Source organism: Stenotrophomonas sp. FR010 (assembly GCF_047520755.2).
In the GTDB taxonomy this organism is placed as follows: Bacteria; Pseudomonadota; Gammaproteobacteria; order Xanthomonadales; family Xanthomonadaceae; genus Stenotrophomonas; species Stenotrophomonas sepilia.
This window is the reverse complement of sequence record NZ_JAXBQT020000034.1, coordinates 1-26384: the sequence shown is the minus strand read 5'-3', so window position 1 is coordinate 26384 and position 26384 is coordinate 1. Positions and strand designations below refer to the sequence as shown.

26 protein-coding genes are annotated in these 26384 nt (G+C 66.1%); 15 read left to right on the top strand and 11 right to left on the bottom strand.

Translation table 11 applies throughout. The annotated features are described in order from the left end of the window. Positions 1-39 precede the first annotated feature (39 nt). Together ACM0PK_RS20600 and bioA are read right to left on the bottom strand one after the other, a co-directional pair. Positions 40-777 carry a 16S rRNA (uracil(1498)-N(3))-methyltransferase gene (locus tag ACM0PK_RS20600; protein ID WP_414607532.1) on the bottom strand — a complete coding sequence of 246 codons (738 nt, stop codon included), beginning with the start codon at positions 775-777 and terminating at the stop codon, positions 40-42. After that, entirely contained in the window at positions 768-2159 is a 1392-nt protein-coding gene (gene bioA / locus ACM0PK_RS20595) for an adenosylmethionine--8-amino-7-oxononanoate transaminase (protein WP_414607533.1), read from the bottom strand. The genes ACM0PK_RS20600 and bioA overlap by 10 nt, the downstream gene beginning before the upstream one ends. 77 nt (positions 2160-2236) lie before the next feature. Here bioA and nudE point away from each other — a divergent pair, with 77 nt between their 5' ends. From nudE to gcvH, 7 genes are all read left to right on the top strand, one after another. Continuing rightward, positions 2237-2800 carry an ADP compounds hydrolase NudE gene (gene nudE, locus ACM0PK_RS20590; RefSeq protein WP_005418435.1) on the top strand — a complete coding sequence of 188 codons (564 nt, stop codon included), beginning with the start codon at positions 2237-2239 and terminating at the stop codon, positions 2798-2800. After that, entirely contained in the window at positions 2797-3600 is an 804-nt protein-coding gene (cysQ, locus tag ACM0PK_RS20585) for a 3'(2'),5'-bisphosphate nucleotidase CysQ (protein WP_053499520.1), read from the top strand. Before nudE ends, cysQ begins: the two co-directional genes overlap by 4 nt. A 13-nt stretch (positions 3601-3613) precedes the next feature. Beyond that, a complete protein-coding gene (gene mazG, locus ACM0PK_RS20580; RefSeq protein ID WP_414607534.1) occupies positions 3614-4453 on the top strand; it encodes a nucleoside triphosphate pyrophosphohydrolase in 840 nt (279 codons plus the stop codon). Further along, positions 4450-4779, top strand: coding sequence for a YnfA family protein (locus tag ACM0PK_RS20575; protein WP_072168556.1), 330 nt, complete (start codon positions 4450-4452; stop codon positions 4777-4779). The genes mazG and ACM0PK_RS20575 overlap by 4 nt, the downstream gene beginning before the upstream one ends. Before the next feature lie 124 nt (positions 4780-4903). Next, on the top strand, positions 4904-5206 hold the full coding sequence (locus tag ACM0PK_RS20570; RefSeq protein ID WP_049415586.1) for an Mpo1-like protein: 303 nt from the start codon (positions 4904-4906) through the stop codon (positions 5204-5206). Positions 5207-5365: 159 nt separating this feature from the next. Further along, positions 5366-6478, top strand: coding sequence for a glycine cleavage system aminomethyltransferase GcvT (gcvT, locus tag ACM0PK_RS20565; RefSeq protein WP_414607535.1), 1113 nt, complete (start codon positions 5366-5368; stop codon positions 6476-6478). Between the two features lie 93 nt (positions 6479-6571). After that, on the top strand, positions 6572-6967 hold the full coding sequence (gene gcvH / locus ACM0PK_RS20560) for a glycine cleavage system protein GcvH (RefSeq protein WP_005418426.1): 396 nt from the start codon (positions 6572-6574) through the stop codon (positions 6965-6967). 292 nt (positions 6968-7259) lie between these two features. Here the strand turns inward: gcvH and ACM0PK_RS20555 are convergent, their stop codons facing one another. Further along, entirely contained in the window at positions 7260-7631 is a 372-nt protein-coding gene (locus ACM0PK_RS20555) for a hypothetical protein (protein WP_414607536.1), read from the bottom strand. A 111-nt stretch (positions 7632-7742) separates the two neighbouring features. Between ACM0PK_RS20555 and ACM0PK_RS20550 the strand changes: the two genes are divergently transcribed. After that, positions 7743-8213, top strand: coding sequence for a hypothetical protein (locus ACM0PK_RS20550; RefSeq protein WP_414607537.1), 471 nt, complete (start codon positions 7743-7745; stop codon positions 8211-8213). A 64-nt stretch (positions 8214-8277) separates the two neighbouring features. Here ACM0PK_RS20550 and ACM0PK_RS20545 read toward each other — a convergent pair whose 3' ends face one another. Then, a complete protein-coding gene (locus tag ACM0PK_RS20545) occupies positions 8278-9192 on the bottom strand; it encodes a LysR family transcriptional regulator (protein WP_242892175.1) in 915 nt (304 codons plus the stop codon). A gap of 114 nt (positions 9193-9306) precedes the next feature. On the opposite strand from ACM0PK_RS20545, the gene ACM0PK_RS20540 reads away from it, so the two are divergent. Continuing rightward, positions 9307-10065, top strand: coding sequence for an SDR family NAD(P)-dependent oxidoreductase (locus ACM0PK_RS20540; protein ID WP_088496841.1), 759 nt, complete (start codon positions 9307-9309; stop codon positions 10063-10065). Positions 10066-10206: 141 nt separating this feature from the next. Here ACM0PK_RS20540 and ACM0PK_RS20535 read toward each other — a convergent pair whose 3' ends face one another. Next, positions 10207-11607 carry a serine hydrolase domain-containing protein gene (locus ACM0PK_RS20535; protein WP_005418422.1) on the bottom strand — a complete coding sequence of 467 codons (1401 nt, stop codon included), beginning with the start codon at positions 11605-11607 and terminating at the stop codon, positions 10207-10209. A gap of 286 nt (positions 11608-11893) precedes the next feature. On the opposite strand from ACM0PK_RS20535, the gene ACM0PK_RS20530 reads away from it, so the two are divergent. Together ACM0PK_RS20530 and ACM0PK_RS20525 are read left to right on the top strand one after the other, a co-directional pair. Then, positions 11894-13222, top strand: coding sequence for an NTP/NDP exchange transporter (locus tag ACM0PK_RS20530; RefSeq protein ID WP_414607538.1), 1329 nt, complete (start codon positions 11894-11896; stop codon positions 13220-13222). Positions 13223-13265: 43 nt separating this feature from the next. Then, on the top strand, positions 13266-13616 hold the full coding sequence (locus ACM0PK_RS20525; RefSeq protein ID WP_065196653.1) for a DUF1304 domain-containing protein: 351 nt from the start codon (positions 13266-13268) through the stop codon (positions 13614-13616). 477 nt (positions 13617-14093) lie between these two features. Here the strand turns inward: ACM0PK_RS20525 and ACM0PK_RS20520 are convergent, their stop codons facing one another. From ACM0PK_RS20520 to ACM0PK_RS20510, 3 genes are all read right to left on the bottom strand, one after another. Beyond that, positions 14094-14561 (bottom strand): hotdog fold domain-containing protein, encoded by a 468-nt coding sequence (locus tag ACM0PK_RS20520; RefSeq protein WP_061478884.1) that lies wholly within the window; start codon positions 14559-14561, stop codon positions 14094-14096. Between the two features lie 75 nt (positions 14562-14636). After that, the gene (locus ACM0PK_RS20515; RefSeq protein ID WP_061478883.1) at positions 14637-17114 is read right to left on the bottom strand and encodes an acyl-CoA dehydrogenase; all 2478 of its coding nucleotides are present in this window, start codon (positions 17112-17114) and stop codon (positions 14637-14639) included. Further along, the gene (locus tag ACM0PK_RS20510) at positions 17111-18028 is read right to left on the bottom strand and encodes an alpha/beta fold hydrolase (protein WP_414607539.1); all 918 of its coding nucleotides are present in this window, start codon (positions 18026-18028) and stop codon (positions 17111-17113) included. The genes ACM0PK_RS20515 and ACM0PK_RS20510 overlap by 4 nt, the downstream gene beginning before the upstream one ends. A 153-nt stretch (positions 18029-18181) precedes the next feature. Here ACM0PK_RS20510 and ACM0PK_RS20505 point away from each other — a divergent pair, with 153 nt between their 5' ends. Beyond that, positions 18182-18784 carry a TetR/AcrR family transcriptional regulator gene (locus tag ACM0PK_RS20505; RefSeq protein ID WP_005418411.1) on the top strand — a complete coding sequence of 201 codons (603 nt, stop codon included), beginning with the start codon at positions 18182-18184 and terminating at the stop codon, positions 18782-18784. A 141-nt stretch (positions 18785-18925) separates the two neighbouring features. On the opposite strand, the gene ACM0PK_RS20500 is transcribed toward ACM0PK_RS20505, so the two are convergent. The 3 genes from ACM0PK_RS20500 to hslO all read right to left on the bottom strand — a co-directional run bounded on the left by ACM0PK_RS20500 (position 18926) and on the right by hslO (position 24041). Beyond that, positions 18926-21808 (bottom strand): TonB-dependent receptor domain-containing protein, encoded by a 2883-nt coding sequence (locus tag ACM0PK_RS20500; protein ID WP_049412226.1) that lies wholly within the window; start codon positions 21806-21808, stop codon positions 18926-18928. Between the two features lie 374 nt (positions 21809-22182). Continuing rightward, positions 22183-23031, bottom strand: coding sequence for an XOO1806 family protein (locus tag ACM0PK_RS20495; protein ID WP_061478882.1), 849 nt, complete (start codon positions 23029-23031; stop codon positions 22183-22185). Positions 23032-23147: 116 nt separating this feature from the next. Next, the gene (hslO, locus tag ACM0PK_RS20490) at positions 23148-24041 is read right to left on the bottom strand and encodes an Hsp33 family molecular chaperone HslO (RefSeq protein WP_414607540.1); all 894 of its coding nucleotides are present in this window, start codon (positions 24039-24041) and stop codon (positions 23148-23150) included. Positions 24042-24118: 77 nt separating this feature from the next. Between hslO and mtgA the strand changes: the two genes are divergently transcribed. From mtgA to ACM0PK_RS20475, 3 genes are all read left to right on the top strand, one after another. Further along, a complete protein-coding gene (gene mtgA, locus ACM0PK_RS20485; RefSeq protein ID WP_111200764.1) occupies positions 24119-24868 on the top strand; it encodes a monofunctional biosynthetic peptidoglycan transglycosylase in 750 nt (249 codons plus the stop codon). A 61-nt stretch (positions 24869-24929) separates the two neighbouring features. Continuing rightward, a complete protein-coding gene (locus ACM0PK_RS20480; protein WP_414607541.1) occupies positions 24930-25949 on the top strand; it encodes a glycosyltransferase family 2 protein in 1020 nt (339 codons plus the stop codon). Next, entirely contained in the window at positions 25909-26340 is a 432-nt protein-coding gene (locus ACM0PK_RS20475) for a CBS domain-containing protein (RefSeq protein ID WP_414607542.1), read from the top strand. The genes ACM0PK_RS20480 and ACM0PK_RS20475 overlap by 41 nt, the downstream gene beginning before the upstream one ends. Positions 26341-26384: the final 44 nt, after the last annotated feature.

Here is a 26384-nt window from a genome sequence, read left to right as displayed (position 1 = left end):
TGGATGCCGGCCAGCGGCCGGCACTACAACGAATCAGCCTTATCCCAGATCGCCCAACCGCGCCTGCAGTGCCGCGATCGCGGCCAGCCCCGCGGTTTCCGTGCGCAGGATGCGCGGGCCCAGCTGCAGCCCCTGGAAGCCTGCCGCCGCCAGTTGATCGCGGTCGCGCGGTGACCAGCCGCCTTCCGGGCCGATCGCGATCACGATGCCGCCTGCCGGAGCGGCCGCCAGCGTCGACAGGCGATGTGCGCCCTGCGGGTCCAGCGTCAACCGCAGCGTATCCACTGGCAGCGCCGCCGCGGCCTGCGCCAGCGACAGCGGAGGCCCCACCTGCGGAATGCGCGCACGCCCGGATTGGCCGCAGGCCGACGTCACCACGTTGTTCCAGTGCGCCACGCGCTTCTCGGCCCGTGCTGGATCGAGCTTCACCTCGGTGCGCTCGGCGTTGACCGGAATGATCGCCGCCACGCCCAGTTCGGTGGCCTTCTGCAGGATCAGGTCCATCTTCTCGCCACGGGCGATGCCCTGCAGCAGGGTGATCGCCAGCGGTGATTCATTATCGATGGCCTGCACAGCATCGATGCGTACCTGCACTTCGCGCTTGCCGGCCACGGTCAGCGTGGCGCTGTAGTCATGGCCGTCGCCGTTGAACAGCACGCAGGTGTCTCCCTCGCGCAGGCGCATCACCCGCACCAGGTGGTTGGCCGTCTCTTCCGGCAGGGTCACGGTCTGGCCGCTGTGCAGCGCCAGGTCGATGGGGCAGCGGGTCACGCGCATGCAATCGCCTCGTCGATGGCCGCCAGCGTGGTGTGTGCCAGCAGCTCCAGTTGTTCGTCATCCACGCAATAGGGTGGCATCCAGTACAGCACGTCGCCCAGCGGGCGCAGCACCACGCCGCGCTTGAGGGCGGCCTTGTAAGCGTGCAGGCCCAGCCGCAGGCCCGGGTCGAACGGCGTGCGCCTGTTGCCGTCGCGCGACAGCTCGAACGCCACCACCATGCCGGCCTGGCGCACGTCGGCCACGTGCGGATGGTCGGCAAACGGTGCCGCCAGCGTGCCCATCACCGAGGCGATGCCCCGGTTGCGGGCGATCACATCGTCGTCGCGGAAGATGTCCAGCGTCGCCAGTGCCGCCGCGCAGGCCAGCGGATTGCCGGTGTAGCTGTGCGAATGCAGGAAGGCGCGCTCGCGCGAGTCGTCGAGGAAGGCGTCGTACAGCGCCTGCGTGGCCAGCACGGCGGCCAGCGGCAGGAAGCCGCCGGTCAGGCCCTTGGAAAGGCACATCAGGTCCGGCATCACCCCTGCCTGCTCGCAGGCGAACAGGGTGCCGGTGCGGCCGAAGCCGGTGGCGATCTCGTCGGCGATCATGAACGCGCCATGGGCATCGCACAGTTCGCGCACGCGCTGCAGATAGACCGGGTCATGCATGCGCATGCCGCCGGCACACTGCAGGCGCGGTTCCAGGATCACCGCGCAGATCTCGCCCGGATGCTGGTCGAACAGCGTGGCCAGGCCGTCGGCAGCCTGCCGCGCGCGGTCGGCCGCGCTCTGGCCGGGTTCGGCCAGGTAGGCATCGGGCGACGGCGCGAACAGCGCTTCGGCCAGCAGCGGTGCATAGACGCGGCGATACAGCGGGATGTCACCCAGCGCCAGCGCGCCCAGGGTCTCGCCGTGGTAGCCGTTTTCCAGTGCAATGAAACGCGTGCGCCGCGGCTCCCCACGGTTCCGGAAATACTGGAAGGCCATCTTCAGCGCCACTTCCACGCCGGCCGAGCCGTTGTCGGCGTAGAACACCTTGGCCAGCGGCTCGCGGCCGGGCTGGCGTGGTGCCAATGCCAACAGGCGTTCGGCCAGGGTGATGGCCGGCTCATGGCTGAAGCCGGCCAGCATCACCTGTTCCAGCTGCGTGGCCTGGGTGGCAATGGCACCGCCGATGCGCGGTTCGGCATGACCGAACAGGTTGGTCCACCAGCTGCTGACGGCGTCCAGGTAGCGGTGGCCGTCGTGGTCGATCAGCCACGCGCCTTCGCCACGGGCGATCGGCACCAGCGGCAGGGTGTCCGGATGCTCACGCATCTGCGTGCACGGGTGCCACAGCACCTGCAGGTCGCGCTGCCGCCAGTGGCGGGCCAGCGGGGAGGGGGTCGGGTCTGCTAGCATTTCGGGCTCATGAACATGTTGCTGCCTGCACATTCTATCGGCCCCGGCGCAGCCGCCGGTCGCCGCGGAGATTCCGCATGAACGATGACCGTGCCGGCCGTCGCTTGCCGATCATCCATCGGATCACCGATGAGGAGAACGGCCCCTTCCAGCGCCAGCATCTGGACCTGGAGTTCTCCAACGGTGAACGTCGCCGTTTCGAGCGCCTGGTCAGCCGTGGTCACGGTGCGGTGGTGGTGGTGCCGATGCTCGACGATGAAACCGTGCTGCTGGTGCGTGAATACGCCGCCGGCATGCATCGTTACGAACTGGGGCTGGTGAAGGGCAGGATCGACGCCGGCGAGACCCCCGAGCAGGCTGCCGACCGCGAACTGAAGGAAGAGGCTGGTTATGGTGCGCGCCGGGTCGACGTGCTGCGCGCGATGACACTGGCCCCGACCTACATGAGCCACCAGTCGTGGCTGGTGGTGGCGCGCGACCTGTACCCGGAAAAACTGGCCGGCGACGAGCCGGAAGAACTGGAAGTGGTGCCGTGGAAGCTGGCCGAACTGGACCAGCTGATGTTGCGCGAGGACTTCTCCGAGGGACGCTCGCTGGCGGCGCTGTTCATTGCCCGCCAGTGGCTGCAGGGAACGCGATGATCAAGCTGACGACGGACCTGCGCGAGACCGCCATCGCCATCGCCCAGCAGGCCGGCCAAGCCATCATGCAGGTGTATGCCGATGGCTTCGAGGTCCAGATCAAGGACGACAACAGCCCGGTCACCGCGGCCGACCTGGCGGCCAACCAGGTCATTGAGCTGGGCCTGCGGCAGCTGACCCCGGACCTGCCGATCCTGTCCGAGGAATCGGCGCAGGTGGGCTGGGAGCAGCGCCGCCATTGGGGCGCTTACTGGCTGGTGGATCCGCTCGATGGTACCCGCGAGTTCGTCAAGCGCAACGGCGAATTCAGCGTCAACATCGCCTTGATCTACCAGGGCGCGCCGGCATTCGGCGTGGTGCTGGCGCCGGTCACCGGCATTGTCTGGCATGCCATGCGCGGCGAACTGGCCTATCGGCGGCAGGGCCTGCATGACACCGTGCTGCGCACCCGCACGCCGGCCACGGCTCCGCTGCGCGTTGCCGCCAGTCGCTCGCACCGCTCACCGGAGACCGAGGCGCTGCTGGCGAGGATGGGCCGCATCGAGACCATCGCGCAGGGCTCGTCGCTGAAATTCTGCCGGATCGCCGAAGGTGGCCTGGATGTCTATCCGCGGCTGGGTCCGACCTCCGAATGGGATACCGCTGCCGGCCAGTGCGTGCTGCACGCCGCCGGTGGTGCGGTACTGTCGGCGGCGACCGGCAAGCCGTTCCGCTACAACCGCCGCGAGACCCTGTTGAACGGCGATTTCATTGCCCTTGGTGATACCAGCCTGCCATGGCGTGACTGGTTGTCCGATTGACCCTGGAGGCCGCATGAGCGCGCACGACACCCCCACCACCGGCAGCGCCGCAAGCAACGAACTGGAGCGCCTGCTGGCGATCATGGCGCGCCTGCGCGACCCGCAGGGAGGCTGCCCGTGGGATCTGGAGCAGAACTTCGCGACCATCGCCCCCTACACCATCGAAGAAGCCTACGAGGTCGCCGATGCGATCGACCGCGGCGACCTGGACGATCTCTGCGACGAGCTTGGCGACCTGCTGCTGCAGGTGGTGTTCCACGCACGCATGGCCGAGGAGCAGGGGGCGTTTGCCTTCGCCGAGGTCGCCCGTGCGATCAGCGACAAGATGCAACGCCGTCACCCGCACGTGTTCGCCGATGTCAGAGTGGACGATGCCGACGGGGTGACGCGCAACTGGGAGGCGATCAAGCGCGCAGAGCGTGCCGCCAAGGGCGGGCAGGACACCTCCGCACTGGCCGGTATCTCGCGCGGCCTGCCGGAATGGCAGCGGGCGGTGAAGCTGCAGTCGCGCGCGGCCAAGGTCGGTTTCGACTGGCCGGGTCCGCTGCCGGTGCTGGACAAGGCCGCCGAGGAGCTGCAGGAGCTGCGCGAGGAGTTCGAACGCGGCGATGTCGCGGGCAACAAGGCGCGCCTGCAGGAAGAACTGGGCGACCTGCTGTTCGTCTGCGCGAACCTGGCGCGTCATGCCGATATCGATCTGGGCGCTGCACTGCGCGGTGCCAACCACAAGTTCGAGCGTCGCTTCCGCGCGATGGAAGCGCAGGCCGACGCACAGGGTGAGGCGTTGGCCGAACTGGACCTGGATGCGCAGGAAGCACTGTGGCAGCAGGCCAAGGCAGCAGAGAAGGCGTGAAAACGCTTGGCCTGTTCCTGCTGACCGCGCTGGCCGAGATCGTTGGCTGCTACCTGCCATGGTTGTGGCTGCGCAAGGGAGGCAGCGTCTGGCTGCTGCTGCCGGCGGCGGCCAGCCTGGCCCTGTTCGCCTGGCTGCTGACCCTGCACCCGACTGCCAGTGGACGGGTCTATGCCGCCTACGGTGGCGTCTACATCGGCACCGCGCTGTTCTGGCTGTGGCTGGTCGATGGCATTCGTCCCAGCCGCTGGGACCTGCTGGGCGCAGCGCTGTGCCTGGCCGGCATGGCGGTGATCATGTTCGGGCCGCGCACCTCATCGGTGTAGAGCCGAGCCATGCTCGGCTGCTCTCCTTCCGACCGCGCTGGCGCGCGCAAGCCGAGCATGGCTCGGCTCTACAAGGTCAGCGATGGCGCATGATGTGGGCGACCCTGGTTCCCCGAGCCTGCTCATGTCCCGCTTCGCCAGCTTCCGCGAGTTCTATCCGTTCTATCTCAGCGAACACCGCCACCCGGTATCGCGGCGGCTGCATTTCATCGGCAGTTGCGGGGTCCTGCTGCTGGTCGCCACTGCCTTGCTGCGCGGCCAGCCGCTGTTCCTGCTCGGCGCCCTGTTCTGCGGCTACGGGTTCGCCTGGGTCGGCCATTTTTTCTTCGAGAAGAACAGACCGGCGACGTTCCGCCATCCGCTGTACTCGTTCATGGGTGACTGGGTGATGTTCCTCGACATCCTGCGTGGGCGGGTGCGCCTGTAGCGGGCGGCTGCGACGCTTTGCGGGCATTGCCTCGCCGGCAGAGGAAAGGGTGGGGCGGGTTGCACTTCCGCTTGCATGAACCGCTGCGCTGCGGCACGCCTGCGGGCGACCGATCTGGGATAATGGGGTTTCCTGTTTCCTCTGCTGCCGGACCCGGTCATGACCCAGAAGACGCTGCTCAACGATACCCACCGCGCCCTTGGCGCCAAGATGGTCGATTTCGGGGGTTGGGACATGCCCATCCACTACGGCTCGCAGCTGGACGAGCACCACCTGGTGCGTCGCGAGTCCGGTGTGTTCGACGTCAGCCACATGACGGTGGTCGACCTGCGCGGTGAGCAGGTCAAGCCGTTCCTGCGCCGCCTGCTGGCCAACTCGATCGACAAGCTGAAGGTGACCGGCAAGGCGCTGTACTCGTGCATGCTGAACCCGCGCGGCGGCGTCATCGACGACCTGATCGTCTACTACCTGGGCGACGATTTCTTCCGCATGGTGGTCAATGCCTCCACCCGCGAGAAGGACCTGGCCTGGCTGCGCGAGCAGGCTGCGCCGTTCGACGTCGCCGTCGAGCAGCGCCCGGACCTGGCCATCCTCGCCGTGCAGGGCCCGCAGGCGCGCGACATCGTGATCGGCCTGTCCCGCGAAGCCGACCGCGCAGCGTTGACCAAGCTGGGCCGCTTCGCCGCCCTGCAGGTGCAGTCCGATGACGGCGTCGAGCTGTTCGTCGCCCGCACCGGCTACACCGGTGAAGATGGTTTCGAGATCCTGCTTCCGCAGGACGCCGTGGTCGCCTTCTGGAACCGCCTGCTGGCGGCGGGTGTGAAGCCGGCCGGCCTTGGCGCGCGCGACACCCTGCGCCTGGAAGCTGGCATGAACCTGTACGGCCAGGACATGGACGAAGAGATCAGCCCCTACGAAGCGGCGCTGGCCTGGACCGTGTCGCTGGACGAAGGCCGCGACTTCATCGGCCGCGACGTGCTGGAGGCGCAGAAGAGCGCCGGCACCGCGCGCCAGATGATCGGCCTGGTGATGGACGAGAAGGGCGTGCTGCGCCACGGCCAGACGGTCACCACGGCCAGCGGCCAGGGCGAGATCCTGTCCGGCACCTTCTCGCCGACGCTGGCCAAGGGCATCGCCTTCGCCCGCGTGCCGGCTGGTGAACTCGGCGAGGTCACCGTCGACATCCGCGGCCGTCAGGTGCCGGTGCGGGTGGTCAAGTTCCCGTTCGTTCGGGAAGGCCAGGCGCAGCCCGGCGTGCTCGCCGACGCCTGATCCGTACGTGCCGGTCGTCACTGACAGCAGTGGTGGCCGGTTGGTTACACTAGCCCCGTTTTTTCCACCCCTGCATATCTCTGGAGCAGTCCCATGAGCGAGATCCCCGGCGACCTCAAGTTCCTCAAGTCCCATGAGTGGGCCCGTGTCGAAGGCAATGGCCGCGTCACCGTCGGTATTTCCGACCACGCCCAGGGCCTGCTGGGTGACCTGGTCTACGTCGAACTGCCGGAAGTCGGCGCCGACGCCAAGGCCGGCGAGCAGATCGCCGTCGTCGAGTCGGTGAAGGCCGCCTCGGACGTCTACAGCCCGATCAGCGGCAAGGTCGTCGAGGTCAACTCGGCCCTGTCCGACAAGCCGGAAACCATCAACGAAGATGCCTACGGCGAAGGCTGGATGTTCGTGGTCGAACTGACCAACGCCGATGAGGTCAACGAGCTGCTGGACCCGGACGCGTACGCCGAAGCCCTGGAGAACGAAGACCACTGAGTCGTCGTTTCCGGATTCTGGAACGGCCACCTTCGGGTGGCCGTTTTTGTTTTGGCGACTGCACCGGACTCATGACGCGGGGTTCGCTGCGCACCCTCGGCGTGGCATCAGCCGACAGGCGAACGGTGCCGATGGGCGTGCGCAGTTTTGCGCAAATCCGCGTTTCAGCCCCGCGCCGACGCACTCGGATGTGAAAACTTTTCGCCCCCTGTTGCGGCGCCGTTGTGCTGGCGTTGGTGGCGGCGCCGGTGACCGTCGACGTCGCACGCGCGATGCCGTTGCGAGTCTGTGTCTAAATGCGCGGAGTGCTTATTTCAAGTGTTTTTTGTTCAACGTATGCATCGATGCCGGTGCATGCAGCACGCTTGCGCGACACTTCAACCGCCATCGCGGGCCGCGTAGAGCAGTGGCGCCGACGGCGCTCGGAAAGGCGCGGATGTGAAAATTTTTCGCGGGGGTTGTTGACAGTAAAAAAAACCGTGATTAGGTTTCGCCTCAGCAGACCTTGCCTGCCCAACCGAGTGCGCAGAATCAATCGTCCGATGCGAAGCAGCCCCTTCAAGACCACCGCGACCCTGATGACGGTGGACACGGCCCCGCTTCCCCCGGAGAAATGCAAGGCACCTCCCGTTCCGATGTCCGCTCCGCCGATCGAGGCGGGCATCGCCGCATCCGTAACGGCGCGCCTGACGCGCCGGCGGTCCCCGCACGCAGCATCCGCGGGTTTGATCCAACTGGGCGTTTCAACTCCCTATCACTGACGAGGAGCCATCCCATGGCAACCAAGAAAGCTGCGAAGAAGAAGCCCGCCGCCAAGAAAGCGGTGAAGAAGGTCGCGAAGAAGGCCGCTGCCAAGAAGGCAGTGAAGAAGGTCGCGAAGAAGGCGACTGCCAAGAAGGCAGTGAAGAAGGCGGCGAAGAAGGTCGCCAAGAAGACCACTGCGAAGAAGGCAGTGAAGAAGGCGGCGAAGAAGGTCGCCAAGAAGTCCACTGCCAAGAAGGCCACCAAGAAGACTGCCAAGAAGGCTACGGCCCGCAAGCCGGCCAAGAAGGTCGCAAAGAAGGCGACTGCCAAGAAGGCCGTCAAGAAGACCGCCAAGAAGGCAGTAAAGAAGACCGCGAAGAAGGCTACCAAGAAGGCTGCCCCGAAGAAGGCAGCGAAGAAGGTTGCCAAGCGCAAGCCGGCCGCCCGCAAGAAGAAGGCCGCTCCGGTCGCTCTGCCGGCAACCCCGGCGCCGCTGATCTAAGTACTTCCCGATAGCCGCATCCTGAAACCCCCTTCCCTGGCTGCCCAGCGGGGAGGGGGTTTTTTTATGGGCGGCTTCGATCGCCTGGTGGGGTGACTACCGGCGGGAATCGTTCCACCAGGAAGTCGAGGAAGCTGCGCAGGCGGGTGGAGTGGTAACGGTCGTGCGCATAGACCACGTGCATCGGCCGACCGGCCTGGCCGTGCCCTGGGAGCAGCTGCACAAGTCGTCCAGCCTCGACATCGGCTGCCAGCAGCAGCGTCGACTGCAGGACGATGCCCAAGCCATGCAGCGCCGCCGAACGCAGCGCTTCGCCATTGTTGATCTGCAGTCGGCCGTCGGGCACGTGGTCGAGCTCGCCAGCGTCCTCCTGCAGCCACTGCGCAAGTGCACTCGGTTCGAATGACAGGCATTGATGGCCGGCAAGTGCATGCACGCTGTGTGGCGTGCCATGCCTGGCCAGATACGCCGGCGAGGCGCACATCATCAGGCGATAAGGGGCCAGGGCTCGTGCCACCAGCACGCTGCTGTCGGCCAGCGTGCCGATCCGCAGCGCCGCTTCGAAGCCCTCTTCGGCAAGGTCGACCACGCGATCGGTCAGCGTCGCTTCGACCCGGACATCCGGATGGCGCGCCATGTACTCGGCCAGTGCCGGTACCAGTGCATGCGTGCCGAAGATCACGGGTGCACTGATGCGCAGCGTGCCCGCCGGTGCCAGGTGCTGGTGCTGCGCCTGCGCATCGGTTTCGTCCACCAGGCGCAGGATCTCCCGGCAGCGCGTGTAGTAGTCCTGGCCGAACGGGGTCGTGTGCTGGCGCCGGGTGGTTCGGCTCAACAGCTGCATGCCCAGCCGTGCTTCCAATGCACGCAGATGCTTGCCGGCCATCGTCGCGGAGATGTTCATCGCCGCAGCTGCCGCACTGAGGCTGCCCTTGTCCACGATCAGCACGTAGACCCGCATGCTTTCCAGCAGGTTCATCTGACACCCCGGGTGTTGAATGCTGAAACCTGCGCGGAGTTTATCAATCAGGGGTGATCAAACAGCATGTCGTGCAAGGGCTGGATTGGCCGGCCATGCGGACAGGAGAACACCATGGACTTGAATCTTGCAGGCCGTACCGCCTTGGTGACGGGCGCGGCCAGCGGCATCGGTGCCGCCGTCGCCAGGCAGCTGGCGGCCCAGGGCGTGCGCGTTGCCATCACGTCACGGCAGCGGGCACCCCTGCAGGCGCTGGCGGCGCGGATCGAAGCCGAAGGCGGCGTGGCACCGGTCATCGTGGCCGGCGATGTCACCGTGGCCGGTGACGTCCGGTACATCGCGCAGGCATCCCGGGAGGCATTGCAACGCGTCGACATCCTGGTCAACGCCGCAGGGGGCTCCCGGCCGACCACCGTCGATGCCGATGATGATGTCTGGGAGGAAGCGATCGCCCTGAACTTTTCCGCCGCGCGGCGGATGACCCAGGCGCTGTTGCCTGGCATGCAGGCGCAGGCATGGGGGCGGGTGATCAACTTCAGCGGTTCGATGGAACCGCGTGCGGTGAACGCGGCCACTGCGGCGAAGGCGGCGCTGCATCTGTGGAGCAAGGGGCTGTCGTCGGAGGTGGCCGGGCAGGGCATTACGGTGAATGCGATTGCACCGGGGCGCATCAACAGCGCGCAGATCCTGGAACGCCTGCATCCCACCGAGGAAAGCCGGCGTGCGTTCATCGCCAGCAACATCCCGATCGGACGCTTCGGTGAACCCGAGGAAGTGGCGCCACTGGTGGCGTTCCTGTCCTCGCCGCTGGCCGGCTACATCACAGGCGCGGTGATTCCGGTGGACGGCGGCATGCACTACTTCGCGCACTAATGCTGCGGAGCTGTAGAGCCGAGCCCATGCTCGGCCGCCTTGCGCCAGAATTCCGCTCAGCCGAGCACGGCTCGGCTCTACACAACAACAAAAAGGGCAACCCGGAGGCCGCCCTTCGCACACACGATCGAGCCCGCCTGATCAGCGCGGCGACGCCACCGCACGATTGCCCGAGGCGCCCTTGCCCTTGCGCTTGTCCTGCTGCGCCGGGCTGGCGCCCTCGGCCATCAGGTTGTCGCTGCCGAAGTCGGTGTCCACGTCCAGCCAGCGCTGCGCCGGCAGGCCGAGCGCGGAGTCGAGCACGGTCGGCAGCAGGCCGCTGGGCAGGCTGCTTTCGCCATTCCACATGATGGCGATGCCCAGATCGCGTTCCGGCACCAGCGCGACCAGGCCGCGATAGCCCTGCACGGCACCGGCATGGAACACCACGTCGTGGCCGGCGTAGTCGAAGGTGCGCCAGCCCAGGGCGTAGCCGGCCGAGTGCAGGCGCTCGCGGCGCCAGCCCGAACGCATCTCGCCGGGGGTGCTGATCAGGCTCGAATGCAGGGTGGCCAGCAGCGGTGCCGGCAGCACGTCAGGGCGGTGCCCGGTGTGGGCGAGCAGCCACTGCGCCATGTCGCTGGCGCTGGCATTGACGCCGGCCGCCGGGGCCACCCGGTAGTAGGTCGGCTTCGGCGTCAGCGAGACCCAGCCGTTGCGGCTGCGCACGTGAGGACGCGCCCAGCGCGAGCTGGCCTGGATGCCGGCCAGGCCGAGGCTGGCATCGTTCATGCCCAGCGGCTTGAAGATGCGGCGCTCGACCGACTGCTCGTAGAAACTGCCGGAGGCCGCGTAGACGACATCGCCGATCAGGCTGAAGGCCACGTTCTGGTAGGCATAGCAGTCGCCCGGCAGGCACTTCAGGCTGGTGTTGGCCAGTTTCTGGGTCAGCGCGTAGTACTCGGCGTTGCCCTCGATGTCGCGGTCGTAGGCGTTGTACGGCAGGCCGACGCGATGGCTGAGCACGTCGGCTACGGTCAGGCGATCAGTGGCTTCCGGCGAGTTCAGGCGGAAGCCCGGCACGTAGTCTGTGACCTTGCTGTCCCAGCGCAGCGTGCCGTCGTTGACCAGCAGGCCGGCCATGGTGCCGGCGAAGGCCTTGGACAGCGAGGCCAGGCGGAACACGGTGTGCGCATCGACCGGCAGCGGATTGTTGACGTCGGTGACGCCATAGCCGCGCGCGCTGAGGATACGACCGCCCTGCACGATCGCCACGGCCATGCCCGGCACGCGTTCGCCATAGGTGAGCTGCTGCGCCATCGATTCGATGTTGGCGACGTTGAAGCCGGGCGCCGGGGCCTGCACGCGCGGCACCAGGCCGGTGCGGTAGGCCGCCGGCTGGGTGTGGGCGACAGTGGGACCGGCAGCGGATTCGATGTTGGTCGGCATCGGCGGCAATGCCGGCGGTGTCTGCGCGGTGGTGGACAAGGCAACGGGCATCAACATGCCCAGCAAACCGGTGGCCGCCGAACGGATCGGGCGACGCAGGCTGTTCTTTTTCATCGGTTGGACCCGTGCGCGACTGCTGATGGCGATTCTAGCGCCGCTTTTCCCTTGTGCACAAACAAAGCGAAGATGAATGCGCATCTCGTTGAAAAAGTTGGAATTTTGACGCCCTGAAGGCATGTATCGGAACGTGTCGTATGGGTGGGGCCGTGACACTGCGTTGCAGCCTTCTGCGTGGCTGCTGCTGGCGATGTTGCAGTGCATTGGCTAACGTACGCGCTTCACCGCCCCCGGAGCCTGCCATGCCGCTGTCCAACCGCCGTCTTCTGGCGAGGGACGCCGCGTGAGCGCGGTGAAGGGCAAGGGGCCGCTGCATGGGCTGACGGCGGCACTGCGTGAGTCGCCGGCGCTGTGGTGGTCGTTCCTGTACTTCTTCTGCCTGCTCAGTGGCTACTACGTGCTGCGCCCGGTGCGTGAGGCGATGGCTGCCTCGGCCGACCTGGAGACCGTGTTCCCGCCGATGCTGATCGCCTGGTTCGCCAGCCACGGCATTGCGTTGAAGGACTTCGTGCTGCAGTTCCTGTTCTCCTGCGTGTTCGTGATCATGCTGGTACTGCAGCCGGTGTACGGCTGGCTGGTCAGCCGCTTCCCGCGACGGGTGTTCCTGCCGGCGGTGTATGGGTTCTTCATCGTGACCCTGCTGGGCTTCTACATGATGTTCGACAGCGGCGTGCCTGGCCGCGGCATGGCCTTCTTCTTCTGGATCACCGTCTTCAACCTGTTCGCGGTGGCGGTGTTCTGGAGCTTCATGGCCGATGTGTTCTCCAATGTGCAGGCCCGGGCCTTCTATGGATACATTGGCGCGGCGGGCACCGTCGGTGCCTTCCTTGGTCCGATCATCACCAGTGCGCTGGTGCAGAGCGTGGGCATCGCCAACCTGATGCTGGTCTCCGCAGCTTTCCTGATCGTGTGCCTGTTGTGCATCTGGCGGCTGCGGCACTGGGCGGTGCTGCGCGAACGCGAGCAGCAGCTGGTGTCCGGCGAGCAGCCGATGGGCGGCAGTGTGCTGGACGGCCTGAAGTTGATCGTGCGCGAGCCGCTGCTGCGCTGGCTGGCGATCATGGTGGTGTTCGGGGTGGGCGTGGGGACGCTGCTCTACAACCAGCAGGCTGCGATCGTGCGTGCGGCGTTCACCGACCCCGCAGCCAGCACCGCGTTTTTCTCGCGCATCGACTTGGCAGTGAATGCGCTGGCGCTGTTGATGCAGCTGGGCCTGACCCGCTGGTTGCTGTCCCGGCACGGAATCGCCCCGGCGCTGCTGATTCCCGGTTTCGCGATCCTGATCGGCTTCTCGGTGCTGGCGGCCTCGCCGATGCCGCTGATGGTCGCGGTAGTGCAGGTGATGACCCGGGCCAGCGAATTCGCACTGGCCAAGCCGGCGCGCGAGACAATCTACACGCGCGTGGACCGGCAGTGGCGCTACAAGGCCGGCGCAGCGATCGACACCGTGGTCTACCGCGGTGCGGACCTGAGCTTTGCCTGGGTGCACAAGGGCCTGTCATTGTTCGGCTCGCACGTAGTGTTCATCGGCGGCATGCTGGTGGCCGCGTGCATGACCGCAGCCGCGTTCGGTGTACTGCGCGAAGAAAAGAAGCTGCCGCGCGACCGATGATTTCCCGGGCTCCGACCCCCCATCCCTGTCCAAGGAACCGCCCATGTACTGGATCGCACTCATCCTGACGTTGCTCGTGGCCCTGCTGCACGTCTATTTCCTGGCACTTGAGATGTTCCTGTGGACCCGCCCGCTGGGCCTGAAGACCTTCCGCAACACGCCGGAGAAGGCAGAGATCACGCGCGTGCTGGCGGCCAACCAGGGCCTGTACAACGGCTTCCTGGCGGCGGGCATCGTGGTGGGGCTGGTGATCAATCAGCCGGTGCTGGTGACGTTCTCGCTGGCCTGCGTGGTGGTGGCCGGATGCTATGGCGCCTACAGCGTCAGCCGCCGCATTTTCATGATCCAGGCGGTGCCGGCGATCCTGGCGTTGGTGTTTCGCGCGCTGGCGTAGTTTCCAGCCAACGGCGCAGCCCCTCGTGGGTTGGTCGCGTAGAGCGGGTCATGTGTTGGGTGTGGCGGATGGGCCGTGCAGGGGACGCTGCAAGTACGTCCATGTAAGCTCGATGGCGCCATCCATGGCGCCAACGCCCCTGCACGGCCCACCCGCCACACCCCTGACAGGTTCCGTGTGCGGCCAGCCCACGGAGAAGAAAGAGAAGATCAAGAGCAACAGCAACAGCAAAAAGCGGCCGGTGGGCCGCTCTTGCTTCTGCTTCTGCTCTTCTTTTTTCTCTTGCGTGGGTAGACGCCGCAGAGATCCGTCCGAGGCCGGAGGGGTGGGGTCGGGCGGGGTATCCGCGCCATGGATGGCGCGGCTAAGCCTACACGGACGTACTTGCGGCGTCCCCGCCCGGCCCCACCCCTCCGGCCCAACCGATAAACCGCATGCTTCGTCTACCCACGAGGGGCTGCGCCGTTCGCCGGAACACTACTTTGCCGGCGACAACCACATGTCGATTACCGCGCTGAACACCTCCGTGCCCGCGCGGTCGCGCACGCTCACCGTCACCGGCAGCGCATAGCCCTCGGCCGCGACCACAATCGGCTGTGCCGGCAGCGCCACCGCCTGCAGCGTGCCACGCGCCTTGGCCAGGTACTGCACCTGCATCCCCTTCGGGATCCAGCGCATGCCCTTCGGCAGCGATGCGTCGACCATCAACCCGGCGGTCAGTTCGGCCAGGTTGCACATCGCGATCGCGTGCACCGTGCCGATGTGGTTGCGTACTCTGCGGCGGTCGGCCAGCGTACCTTCGCAGCGGCCGTGTTCCAGGCGGGTGATGCGCGGCGCGATGCTGGCGAAGTAAGGCGCCTTGAAACACACCGCGCGCGAGAACAGCCAGTTACCGGCAGGCCAGCGCTGCAGGCGGTTGTAGAGCGAGAGCAGGGGCGTGGACATGGTGGGTATTCCGGTGGGCGGATAAAGCGACGGCGGGCCGAGGCCCGCCGTCGAAGCAACGCGTGTCGCGGTCGATCAGGCGGCCTGCGAATGCGGGTCCTTGTGCTGACGGTCGTAGTAGCTGGCCGCACGCAGTTCGTGGGTGTCGAAGTCGTCCACGGTGATGGTGTCCAGGGTCAGCGTACGCAGCTCTTCCAGCAGGCTGCGCTCGTCCTGGGTGATCACGCCTTCGGCCACGGCTTCGTCCAGCTGGCTCTTGAAGTCCAGCGCCTCGATGCCCTTGCTCTTCAGTGCCTTCAGGAACTTGCGCTCCACCGGCTCGGCCATGATCGCCTTGCTCAGGTAACTGTTGATGCGGCCGCCCGGGTTGTTCTCGCACGGGGTCAGGAACACGCCATTGGCGAGACGGTCGCGGGCTTCATTCGGCGCCATCAGCAGGGCGGCGACGCGGCGGCTCAGGCGATCACCCGGAGCCTCGGCACGACGGCCCAACGGGAAGATGAGCGCCCACATCAGCCAGCCGATCGGACGGATCGGGAAGTTGCGCAGCGCGGCCGACAGCGACTCTTCGATCTTGTGCACGCTGTCATGGAAGGCCCAGGCCAGCAGCGGCTGGTCGGCCTGCGGTGCACCTTCGTCGTGGTAGCGCTTGAGCATGGCGCTGGTCATGTAGACATGGCTCAGCACGTCGCCCAGGCGGCCGGACAGCGATTCCTTGAACTTCAGCTTGCCGCCCAGGGTCATCATCGAGATGTCGGCCATCAGCGCCAGGTTGGCCGAGTAACGGTCCAGCTTGCGGAAGTAGCGGCGGGTGTAGGCATCGCCCGGGGCGGCGCCGAAGCGCGCACCGGTCAGGCCGAACCAGAACGAACGCACGGCATTGGAGATGCCGAAGCGGATGTGGCCGAACAGGCTGCGGTCGAACTCCTGCAGGCCGGCACGGGTATCCGGATCCTGCGCGGCCTTCATTTCCTTGAGCACCCACGGGTGGCAGAGGATCGCACCCTGGCCGAAGATCAGCAGGCTGCGGGTCATGATGTTGGCGCCTTCCACGGTGATCGCGATCGGCGCGGCCTGCCAGCTGCGGCCGGCGAAGTTGCGCGGCCCCAGGATGATGCCCTTGCCGCCGATCACGTCCATCATGTCCGAGATCACTTCGCGGCTCATGGTGGTGCAGTGGTACTTGGCGATCGCCGACGGCACCGACGGCACGTCACCACGATCGACCGCCGCGGCGGTAGCCTGCGACAGCGCGCTGATCTTGTAGGCCTTGCCGCCGATGCGGGCCAGCGCTTCTTCCACGCCTTCGAAGCGGCCGACCGACAGGCCGAACTGCTTGCGGATGCGCGCATAGGCGCCGGTCACGGCGGCACCGGCCTTGGCACCGCCGCTGGCGGTGGACGGCAGGGTGATCGAGCGGCCCACGGCCAGGCACTCGTTGAGCATGTTCCAGCCCTTGCCGGCCATGGCTGCGCCGCCGATCAGCTGGGTCAGCGGAATGAACACGTCCTTGCCGCGGATCGGGCCGTTCTGGAACGTCGAGTTCAACGGGAAATGGCGACGGCCGATCTCGACGCCGGCGGTGTCGCGCGGCAGCAGGCCCAGGGTGATGCCGATGTCGCGGGTGTCGCCCATCAGACCATCCGGGTCGTACATGCGGAAGGCCAGGCCGATCAGCGAAGCGACCGGAGCCAGGGTGATGTAGCGCTTGTCGAAGGTCAGCTTGACGCCGAGCACCTGCTCGCCGTTCCACTCGCCCTTGCAGACGATGCCGTAGTCCGGGATCGAAGTGGCGTCGGAGCCGGCGAACGGACCGGTCAGGCCGAAGCAGGGCACTTCGCGGCCATCGGCCAGGCGCGGCAGGTACTGGTCCTTCTGTTCCTGGGTGCCGTAGTGCACCAGCAGCTCACCCGGGCCCAGCGAGTTGGGCACGCCGACGGTGGAGCTGACCACCGAAGACACCGACGCCAGCTTCTGGATCACCTTGTGGTGGGCCAGCGCGGAGAAGCCCAGGCCGCCATATTCCTTCGGGATGATCATGCCGAAGAACTTGTTCTTCTTGATGAAGGCCCACAGCTCCGGCGGCAGGTCGGCGTGGACGTGGGTGATTTCCCAGTCGTTGACCATCGTGCACAGCTCTTCCACCGGGCCATCGAGGAAGGCCTGTTCTTCAGCGGTCAGCTGCGGCTTGGGATAGTTGAGCAGGATGTTCCAGTCCGGGTCACCGGTGAACAGCTCGCCCTCGAAACCGACCGAGCCGGTTTCCAGCGCAATGCGCTCGGTCTGCGACAACGGCGGCAGCACCTTGCGGAACACCTTCATCATCGGGCCGGTCAGCAGCGGCTTGCGGATGAACGGCAGCAGCAGCGGCACGGCGATCACCGCCAGCACCGCCGCAGCGACGATGGTGGCGGTCTGGTTGACGTAGGGAATGAACCAGCAGGCGGCCAGCAGGGCCACGCTGATCAGCGTCCAGGTAACCAGCCGCATGCGGTGGTAGGCGACGAAGGCGCCTGCCAGCAGCAGGGCGAGGAAGGGAAGAACGATGCTCATGAGCGTGCTCCGGTGACGTGCTCGTTTGTGGCGGACGAAGCCGCAGCGTCCGCTGCGGGCAACACGTCCAGATAGTCCAACACAGTAGCGGTAAAGGCGTCGTTGTCATCGCCGGCGACCATGTGGGTCGCTTGCGGCAGCTGTACATGGCGCGCATGCGGCGCCAGCGCCAGGAATTCGGCCACGGTCTGCGGCGTGACCAGGTCGCTGCGGCCGCCGCTGACCAGCAGCAGCGGGCACTTCACCTGGCGTGCGGCCTCGGCCAGTGCGTCCTGGTGCTGTTCGCTGTCGCGGGCCAGCTCGGCCACCAGGCGCGGGTCCCAATGCCAGCGCCAGCGCCCGTGGCCATCCTCGCGCAGCAGCGCACGCAGCGACTGCTCGGATTTGCGCGGCCGGTGCGGCATGTAGGCCGAGATCACGTCGGCGGCCTGGGTCAGCGAGGCGAAGCCGTCGGGATGGGCGGTCATGAAGGCGAGGATGCGCTTGACACCCGCGGTATCCCAGCGCGGGGTGATGTCGACCAGCACCATGGCCGAGAACAGGCCCGGCCAGCGCGACTCGGCCAGCAGGCCGAACAGGCCACCCATCGAAGCGGCAACCAGTACCGGCGGGCGCGGCTGTTCGCCGGCCAACACGATCAGGTCGTCGGCGAACTGTTCGCCGTGATAGGGCAGATCGGCGCCATTCCAGTCGGAATCGCCATGGCCGCGGGCGTCGTAGGCCAGCGTCTGCAGGCCGGCCGCGTTCAGTGCGCGGGCAGTGGCATTCCAGGCGTGGCGGGTCTGGCCGAAGCCATGGGCGAACAGGACCCGGCCACGCCGGCCATGGTCGCTGACGGTCGCCGCCAGGCGGGCGCCATGGGCGGCGTCCAGGCGCAGGTCATGGAACGCAGCGGTAGTGGGGGACATAACCATACTTGCTAGTATGGAGAGCTTCGAGGGGAAGTCAATACTGCACGGTATGGTGCGTTGCAGAACGCGCGTGGAGGGACCCTTCCAAGGGGCCTGCGACGGTTTCGACCGCAACCGCGTACTGCAACGAACCCCGGCGTATGGTTAAATCAGTCCATGAATCAACCTGACGCTTCCGCCGGCGAACCGCGCGCCGGCCGCAACAGCCGCCTGAGTGCCGAAGACTGGGCCCAGGCGGCCCTCGACCTGATTGCTGAACAAGGCGTAGGCGCCGTCGCGGTGGAGCCGCTGGCACGGCGGCTCGGCGTTACCAAGGGCAGTTTCTACTGGCATTTCCCTTCGCGCGACGCATTGCTGCAGGCGGCGCTGGAACGCTGGGAACTGTTCGAACAGGAACAGGTGTTCGGCAGCCTGGAAGACGTACCGGATCCGCGCGTGCGCCTGCGCCAGCTGTTCCAGATGGTGGCGCATGAAGTGCAGCCGCACATCATCTACAGCGAGCTGCTGAAGGCCCTGGATCATCCGATGGTGCGGCCGGTGATCGACCGGGTCTCGCAGCGTCGCCTCGACTATCTGGTCGCCTCGTTCCGCCAGGCCGGGCTCAGTTCGACCGACGCGCGGCATCGCGCACGCCTGGCCTACGCCGCGTATGTCGGCTTCCTGCAGCTGTCGCTGCAGCTGCAGCAGCCCAAGCAGGCGCGCGAGGATTTCGAAGCGTACGTCGAGCATCTGATCGAGACGCTGATTCCGAACGGATGAGCGCCCGGACATGATCTAGAAGGAAGGCCGCAGCGATGCTGCGGCCTTTTTTGTTGTGCGCTGGCCAGCGCCCGTCCATGGCGCACAAAGAACAACGGCCCCTTTCGGGGCCGTTGCTGCATCAGCTGATCAGGTTCCCGATCAGAACTTCTGCTTGTACTGCATGTAGATCAGGCGACCGATGTCGTAGCCGCCGTAGTAGGAGTACTGCGAGTTCGGCGCCGAGTACATCTGCGGGCCGTAGTGGTCGAACACATTGCGTGCACCGACCGCGATGGTCGCATTCCACGGCGCGTTCCAGGAGAACTGGACGTCGTGGAAGGTGGTGGCGCCGCGCTTGTTCTGCGCCTGGTTGCGAGCCGGATCCGGCGAGCCGTAGTCAGGCAGCGAGCACTCGGTGGCGTAGTAGCAACGCTCCTTCACGCTGGAGAAGTAGCGGGTGCCCCAGGTGATGCCGAAGTCGCCGAATTCCCAGCCAACGGTCAGGTTCGAACGCAGGCGGAAGTTGCTGCCGAAGCCATTGTAGATCTGCACCGGGGAGTCATCATTGGCCGTCTTCAGAACGTTCTTGGTGACGTAGGTGTTCTGCAGGTTGAAGTTGAAGCTGCCCCAGGTGTCGGTCGCATAGCGGTAGCTTGCATCGAAGTCGAAGCCTTCGGTTTCGATGAAGCCGGCATTGCGGCTGCCGTAGGTCAGGTTGTTGACGTAGCCGAGCGTGGCGTCACGGGTGAAGGTGCTGCAGCGCTCAGCAATGCCCAGAACGTAGCAGTCGTTCAGCTGATCCGTCGGGGTATCGGAAACGATCGTGTTCTCGATCTTGATGTTGAACCAGTCCAGGCTCAGGTTCAGGCCCGGGGCGAAGGTCGGGCTCCAGACCAGGCCAACGGTCTTGGACTTGGACGTTTCCGGAGTCAGGTTCGGATTGGAGCCGGAGGTGAACGGCACCGGGCTCTGCTCATCCGGGCCTTCAGCCGGGACGTAACCCTGCTTCAGCTGGCGGAAGTTCGGGGCCAGGGCACCCAGGGCGGCAGCGCATCGCTGGGCCGTGGCGGCGTCGGTTGCGGCCAGACCGAACGAGGTATCGCACGGATCGGTGAAGTACTCGAAGGACTGCGAGCTGCCGCCGTACAGGTCGGCGATGGTCGGCGCGCGGAAGCCCTCGGAGTAGGTCGCACGAACCAGCAGCTGATCGATCGGGCGCCACTTCAGGCCGAACTTGCTGTTGGTCGTGTTGCCGAAGGTGCTGAAGTCGGAGAAGCGGGTGGCTGCGCTCAGGCTCAGTTCCTTGGCACCGGGCAGGTCGGCCAGGATCGGTACGTTCAGCTCCAGGTACACTTCATTGACGTCGTACTTGCCGCCGGTCGGGCCAGCCGCCAGGTCGGTGGAGTAACCCGACTGCGACAGCGCGTCCGGATTGAAGTTGCCCTTCTCCTCGCGGTACTCGTAACCCAGTGCGAAGCCCAGGTCGCCTGCCGGCAGGGTCAGGATGCTACCCGCAATGTTGGCGTAGTAGGACGTCATCGTGGTTTCGCCGACGTTGTGCGTCGTCGGGAACAGGAACTGCTGCAGGTCCGGATTGCCGGTCAAGCCGCCATCACCGGTGCGGCCGAACGGAATGGCCGGGTTCCACGGGATGCAGCCGCCGGCGCCGGGGCCGTAGGCCGGGTTGGTGCCCGCAGCCAAGCCCGCTGCGGTTCCGCACTCCACGCGGCCGGTTGCCGGGTTGTAGAACGAGGCCCCGGTGGCGGCGTTGGCAGCCAGGACGTTGTAGTTGCCGGTCTGGCTCTGGTTGTTTTCGGAGTTCTGGTAGAGGTAGCCGGCTTCCCAGTCGAAGTACTTGTCATTGAACTGGAACGAGCCCTGCAGCGCGCCGCTGAAGCGGAACGTCGTCAGCTTGTTGTTGGAAACGCGCGGCACTTCCCAGCCACGGCGGACATACGCCATATCCTGGCCGAACGGGTTGTAGTAGCTGTCGGCCGACCAGATGGAACCGAGGTTGGCGTAGGCTTCGGACTGCAGCGGGTAACCGGCCACCTGCGCTTCCGATTCGCGGCGGGTGTACAGCAGGTCACCGCTGAAACGGACATTGTCGGTAAGGTCGTACTGCAGGTTGGCGAACACGCTGCGACGCTTTGTCGGGGTCAGCAGCTGCATCTGCTGGTTGGAGTTGCTTACGTCACCGGTGATCGGGGTCAGGTCGGTTTCGTGGAAGTCCGCCGCGTTGTAAGGATTGCCGCCGCGATTGAGGGTGAGCGACGGTGCGTCCGGATCGGTCGGGTCGAACACCGAGCCCCACTGGCTGACCGAGGTCCAGCCGGCGGTCGGATGGCGATTGGTGCGCGACGATTCGGAGAACCAGCGGTCCTTTGCCCACACCGCCTTTTCGTTGGAGTACTCGGCACCGATGGTGATTGAGCCGCGATCGCCGGTGAAGCCAGCAACGAAATCGGCGCTCTGCTTCTGGCCGTCGCCTTCACTGTACTGCCCGGTGTAGGCGTTGACTTCCAGGCCTTCGAAATTCTTGCGGGTGATGATGTTGATCACGCCGGCCATGGCATCGGAACCGTACACCGAGGAAGCACCGTCCTTCAGCACGTCGATGCGCTCGACGATCGCCGACGGGATCTGCGACACGTCCTGATAACCGCTGACGCTGGCGCCGAGGCGCTTGCCGTCGACCAGGATCAGGGTGCGCTGTGCACCCAGATTGCGCAGGTCGATGTAGTAGCCGCCGACCATTTCACCGGAGGACAGCGGTTCGGAACGGCTGATGGCCGGGCTGCCGGCGGCAGAAATGTTCTGCAGCACGTCAGCAACCGTCTTGAAGCCGCTCTTTTCGATGGTGGCGCGGCTCAGGCTCAACACCGGCTGGGCGGTTTCGGTATCGACCTGACGGATGCGCGAACCGGTGACCTCGATGCGGTCGAGGTTGGTCGCTTCCTGGGCGTGGGCCGTCGCGGTGGTGGCACCGGCGACAAGCGCGATCACAACTGCGTCACGCAGCTGGCTGGACTTGAGTTTCATTGGCTCTCTCTCTCTCCAAGAAATCTTGGCTGGGGTTAGTGCCCGGCGGGGGAGCGAAAAAGCGCTCCCAAATCGCGAGGCTGACCCGATAGTAACGGGCGTTCGCCAAGAATTAAAGCTGTGTTAATGAAGTCTGTGATTTTGGTAAAAAAGCGCTTTTCCCAGCCCAATCAACGGGTTGCCGGTATGGTCATGCTGATCTGCCTCGTTTGTTAACACAGAATGATGAAAAAAGTTTCGACTGATATGTATCCCAATATGTCGATACGCTCTACCGTCGATACCGCTCATGCGAGTGCGAGCCAGGCACGCAGATGCAAAAAGGCGCCTTTCGGCGCCTTCGGGAATATCGTTGCTGAACCTGATTGAGGGGATCAGAGATCCTGTTCGTAACGCACGTACGGCACGGTGCCGTCGTCGTTGCTTTCGTTGCGCGGGGAGAATGGATTCTTGCCGCGGCTGATCACGTTCTCGGCGCCGACGGTCAGCTGGCCGGACCACGGAGTACGCCAGGTCAGGCCGATGCCCAGGCCTTCGAACTTGCCGGGCTTGCCCGGCACGTCGACCACGCGGCCGATGATGCTGCCGGTGAAGTTGCCGTAACCGGCACCGATGCTCAGGCTCTTGCTGTCCCAGCGATCGACGATGGCCGGCGAAGCGTCGGCCAGCGGTACCAGGCGTGCCTTGGCGTAGGTACCGGCGATGGAGACGAAGCCTTCGCGGCCGATGTTCTTCTGCGCGAACACGGTCAGATCGTTCTGCTCGGCGCGCAGCGAGGGCGTCTTGTTCGGGCCCGACAACCAGGCGGGCAGGGTTTCACGGCCGGTGCCGGCGGTGATGCCCAGGCGGCTGTTGCCGCGGTTCAGCGCGGCGGTACCGCTGAAACGACGGCTGTTCAGATCGTCCTCGTCGCCCAGGCTGGCCAGCATGCAATGGCTGGCCAGGCCGCTGATGCTGGTGCCGCTGCTGCTGTTGCAGAGCAGGCCCAGCGAATCGCCGGAGGAGAGGCCAAAGGCCGCGTCCAGCGAATTGCGGCCGAAATGCCAGCGGGCGCCGGCTGCCTGTTCGCCGGTCGGCTCCAGGTACAGCAGCGCCTCGACCTTGCCGCTGCCCTTGTTCCATACCGGCAACACGGTGCGGGTGTCCTTGCTCTGCGCATGCACGCCCGTGATCGCGCCAAGGGCGATCAGCAGGGCCAGCGGTAGACGCAGGAAGGTACGCATCGGACCAGTTCAGACAGGGACGGACAACGGAAGTTCCCGTGGGGACGGGAACTCGATCCTAGGGTGTTTATGAATTCTTAACAAGCCTTGATCCTCCCCAGGTACAAGACTGCCGTTTACTGAAGTCGTTCAGGCGCCGCTACAGCCCCCTGGGCGCCGTGGAACAGCATGCCGAACTCCGTCAATGGAAAGTGATACTCACGCCCGCAGAATTCGCAACGCACCTCGACGGCGCCGGTGGCTTCGGCGGCCGCGCGGGCTTCGTCCTCGCCCAATGACTGCAGCATGCCAGCCACCCGCTCGCGCGAGCAGGAGCAGGCGAAGGACAGCGGCTTGTCGCCCAGCAGTTCCGGCCGCTCCTCGTGGAACAGGCGGTGCAGCAGCTGCTCGGCCGGGGTCGCCAGCAGTTCGGCCTTGCCCAGGGTTTCGAACAGGGCGCTGGCGCGGGCCCAGCCATCCTCGTCGCCTTCGTCGCCCGGCAGCTTCTGCAGCAGCAGGCCGGCGGCACCGTTGCGGTCGGCGGCCAGCAGCAGGCGGGTCGGCAGCTGCTCCGACTGGCGGAAGTAGTCCTCGAAGGCCTCGTCCAGTTCCGGCGCAGTCAGCGCGACCAGGCTCTGGTAGCGCTGCGGCTCGCGCGGGTCCAGGCCGGGGTTCTCGATGGTGATGGCGAGAATTGCGTCATCACCGAGGCGGGACAGGTCACGCGGTGCGTCGCCACCCTCGCTGAGCTGGGCGATACCGCGCAGGGTGCCGGCGGCGGTGCATTCGGCGAACAGGGTGCGCAGCGCGGTGCTGCTCCGCAGCTGCACCGACAGGCGCCCGTCGATCTTGGTGTGGCCGGTGAACAGCGCCGAGGCGACGCAGGCCTCGCCAAGCAGTTCGGCAGCGGCGTCCGGGTAGGCGGCATGGGACAGGATTTCCTGCCAGGTGGCCTGCAGGTGCACATGCACGCCACGCACGCCGGCGTCGGGGAGCAGGAAACGGATCAGGGAATCGGGGTTGGCGGTCATCGGCTCACATCGCGCGTAAACGGGGGCGGTTGCCGGATAATGCGCCGACAACCAGACAGAAGAAGGATGCACCAGTAATGGGGGCAGCGGGAGAGCAGCACAAGGTAGAGGCCGTGGTCGCCGCGCCGCGCCGGCGACGCTGGCGCTGGAAGCGGCTGCTGTGGCTGCCGGTGCTGCTGGCCGCCTTCAGCTGCCTGCAGGTGCTGGTGCTGCGGTTCATCGACCCGCCGGTGTCCATGGTGATGCTGTGGCGCTATGGCGAGGCGCTGGGCGAGGCCGACTGGTCCTATCGGCTGCATTACCAGTGGCGCGACGTCGACCAGATGGCACCGAGCCTGCCGATCTCGCTGGTGGCGGCCGAGGACCAGCGCTTCCCCGACCACAACGGCTTCGACCTGCAGGCCATCGAAAAGGCGCGCGACCACAACGCCAGGGGCGGGCGCCTGCGCGGCGCCAGCACGATCAGCCAGCAGGTGGCCAAGAACCTGTTCCTGTGGCAGGGCCGCAGCTGGATCCGCAAGGGCCTGGAAGTCTGGTACACGGTGCTGATCGAGGCGCTGTGGCCAAAGGAGCGGATCCTGGAGATGTACGCCAACATTGCCGAATTCGGTGATGGTGTGTATGGCGCGCAAGCGGCAGCGCAGAAATTCTGGGGTAAGGACGCGGCCCGGCTGAGTCCGGCCGAGAGCGCGCGCCTGGCCGCGGTGTTGCCGGCACCGCGTCGCTACAACGCGGCAAAGCCTGGGCCGTATGTGCAGCGGCGGGCCGCGTGGATCCAACGCCAGGCGCGCCAGCTGGGTGGTGCGTCCTATCTGTCGGAGGACTGAGCCCGGCGCTGCAATTGGCAGGCGACGGGCCGGGCACGTGCCGGCAACGTACAATCCGGCCATGACCCGCGAACGGCTTACCTTCGTCATCGCCGCCTACAACGAGGCCCTGGCACTGCCGCTGCTGCATCCACGGCTGTGCGCGGTGCTCGACGGCATGCCCGACATCGACGGTCACATCCTCTATGTGGACGACGGCAGCCATGACCGCACCTGGGACGTGATCGCCGGGCTGGCCCAGGCCGATGCACGCGTATCGGCGCTGAAGCTGTCGCGCAACTTCGGCAAGGAAGCGGCGCTGACCGCCGGCCTGGATCTGGTGCACGAGGGTGCGGCGATGATCCTCGATGCCGACGGCCAGGACCCGCCGGAGCTGGTGCCGCAGTTCGTCGCGCGCTGGCGCGAAGGGCATGACAACGTCTACGGCACGCGCATGGCCCGCGATGGCGAGGCCTGGATCAAGCGGGCCACGGCAGCGATGTTCTATCGAGTGATGGGCCGCCTGTCGCGGACACCGATTCCGGCCGATACCGGGGACTTCCGCCTGCTGTCACCGCGCGCGCTGAACGCCCTGCGCGGGATGCGCGAGCGCCACCGCTTCATGAAGGGACTTTTCAGCTGGGTGGGATTCAAGCGGATCGCCGTGCCCTACCACCGCCACGCGCGTGTGGCCGGCAGCAGCAAGTTCAGCCTGTGGCGGCTGTGGAATTTCGCCCTCGAAGGCATCACCGGGTTCTCGACCGTGCCGTTGCGGGCGGCGACCTACCTCGGGCTGGCAACCGCGGCCGTCGCTTTCGTGTTCGGCCTGTGGGTGATCGTGAAGGCGGCGCTGTATGGCGACCGGGCGGCGGGCTGGCCGACGATGATGGCGGTGATCCTGTTCCTGGGCGGCGTGCAGCTGATCGCGCTTGGCCTGATCGGCGAGTACCTGGGGCGGCTGTACGAGGAGTCCAAGCAGCGGCCGTTGTACCTGGTTGACGCCTGGCTAGCATCGTCCGTGGCAGACTCGGTCCCGCAACCCACCCTGGGAGGGCAGGCAGATGACCACGGTACGGCAACTGTTGGACGGCAAGTCTCCTGAAGTACATGCGGTCGCGCCGGATGCGTCGGTGATCGATGCGATCCGGTTGATGGCGGAAAAGGGCATCGGTGCGGTGCTGGTGATGGACGGCCCGCGGCTGGTGGGAATCCTGTCCGAGCGTGATTACGCGCGCAAGATCGTGTTGCGTGATCGCTCTTCGCGCGATACGGCGGTGGCAGAGATCATGACGTCGCAGGTGGTGACGGTGTCGCCGGGCGAGCAGGTGGAGCATTGCCTGCAGTTGGTGACCGATTATCGCATCCGCCATCTGCCGGTCGTGGAGGGCGCGCAGGTGCTGGGGGTGATCTCCATCGGCGACCTGGTGAAGTCGGTGATCGATGCGCAGCGGCGGGAGCTGGATCAACTGCAGCAGTACATCGTTGCCGGGTGAGGGTGTCGCTGGCGGGCCTGCGGCCCCCCCGCCCCCATTTTGAA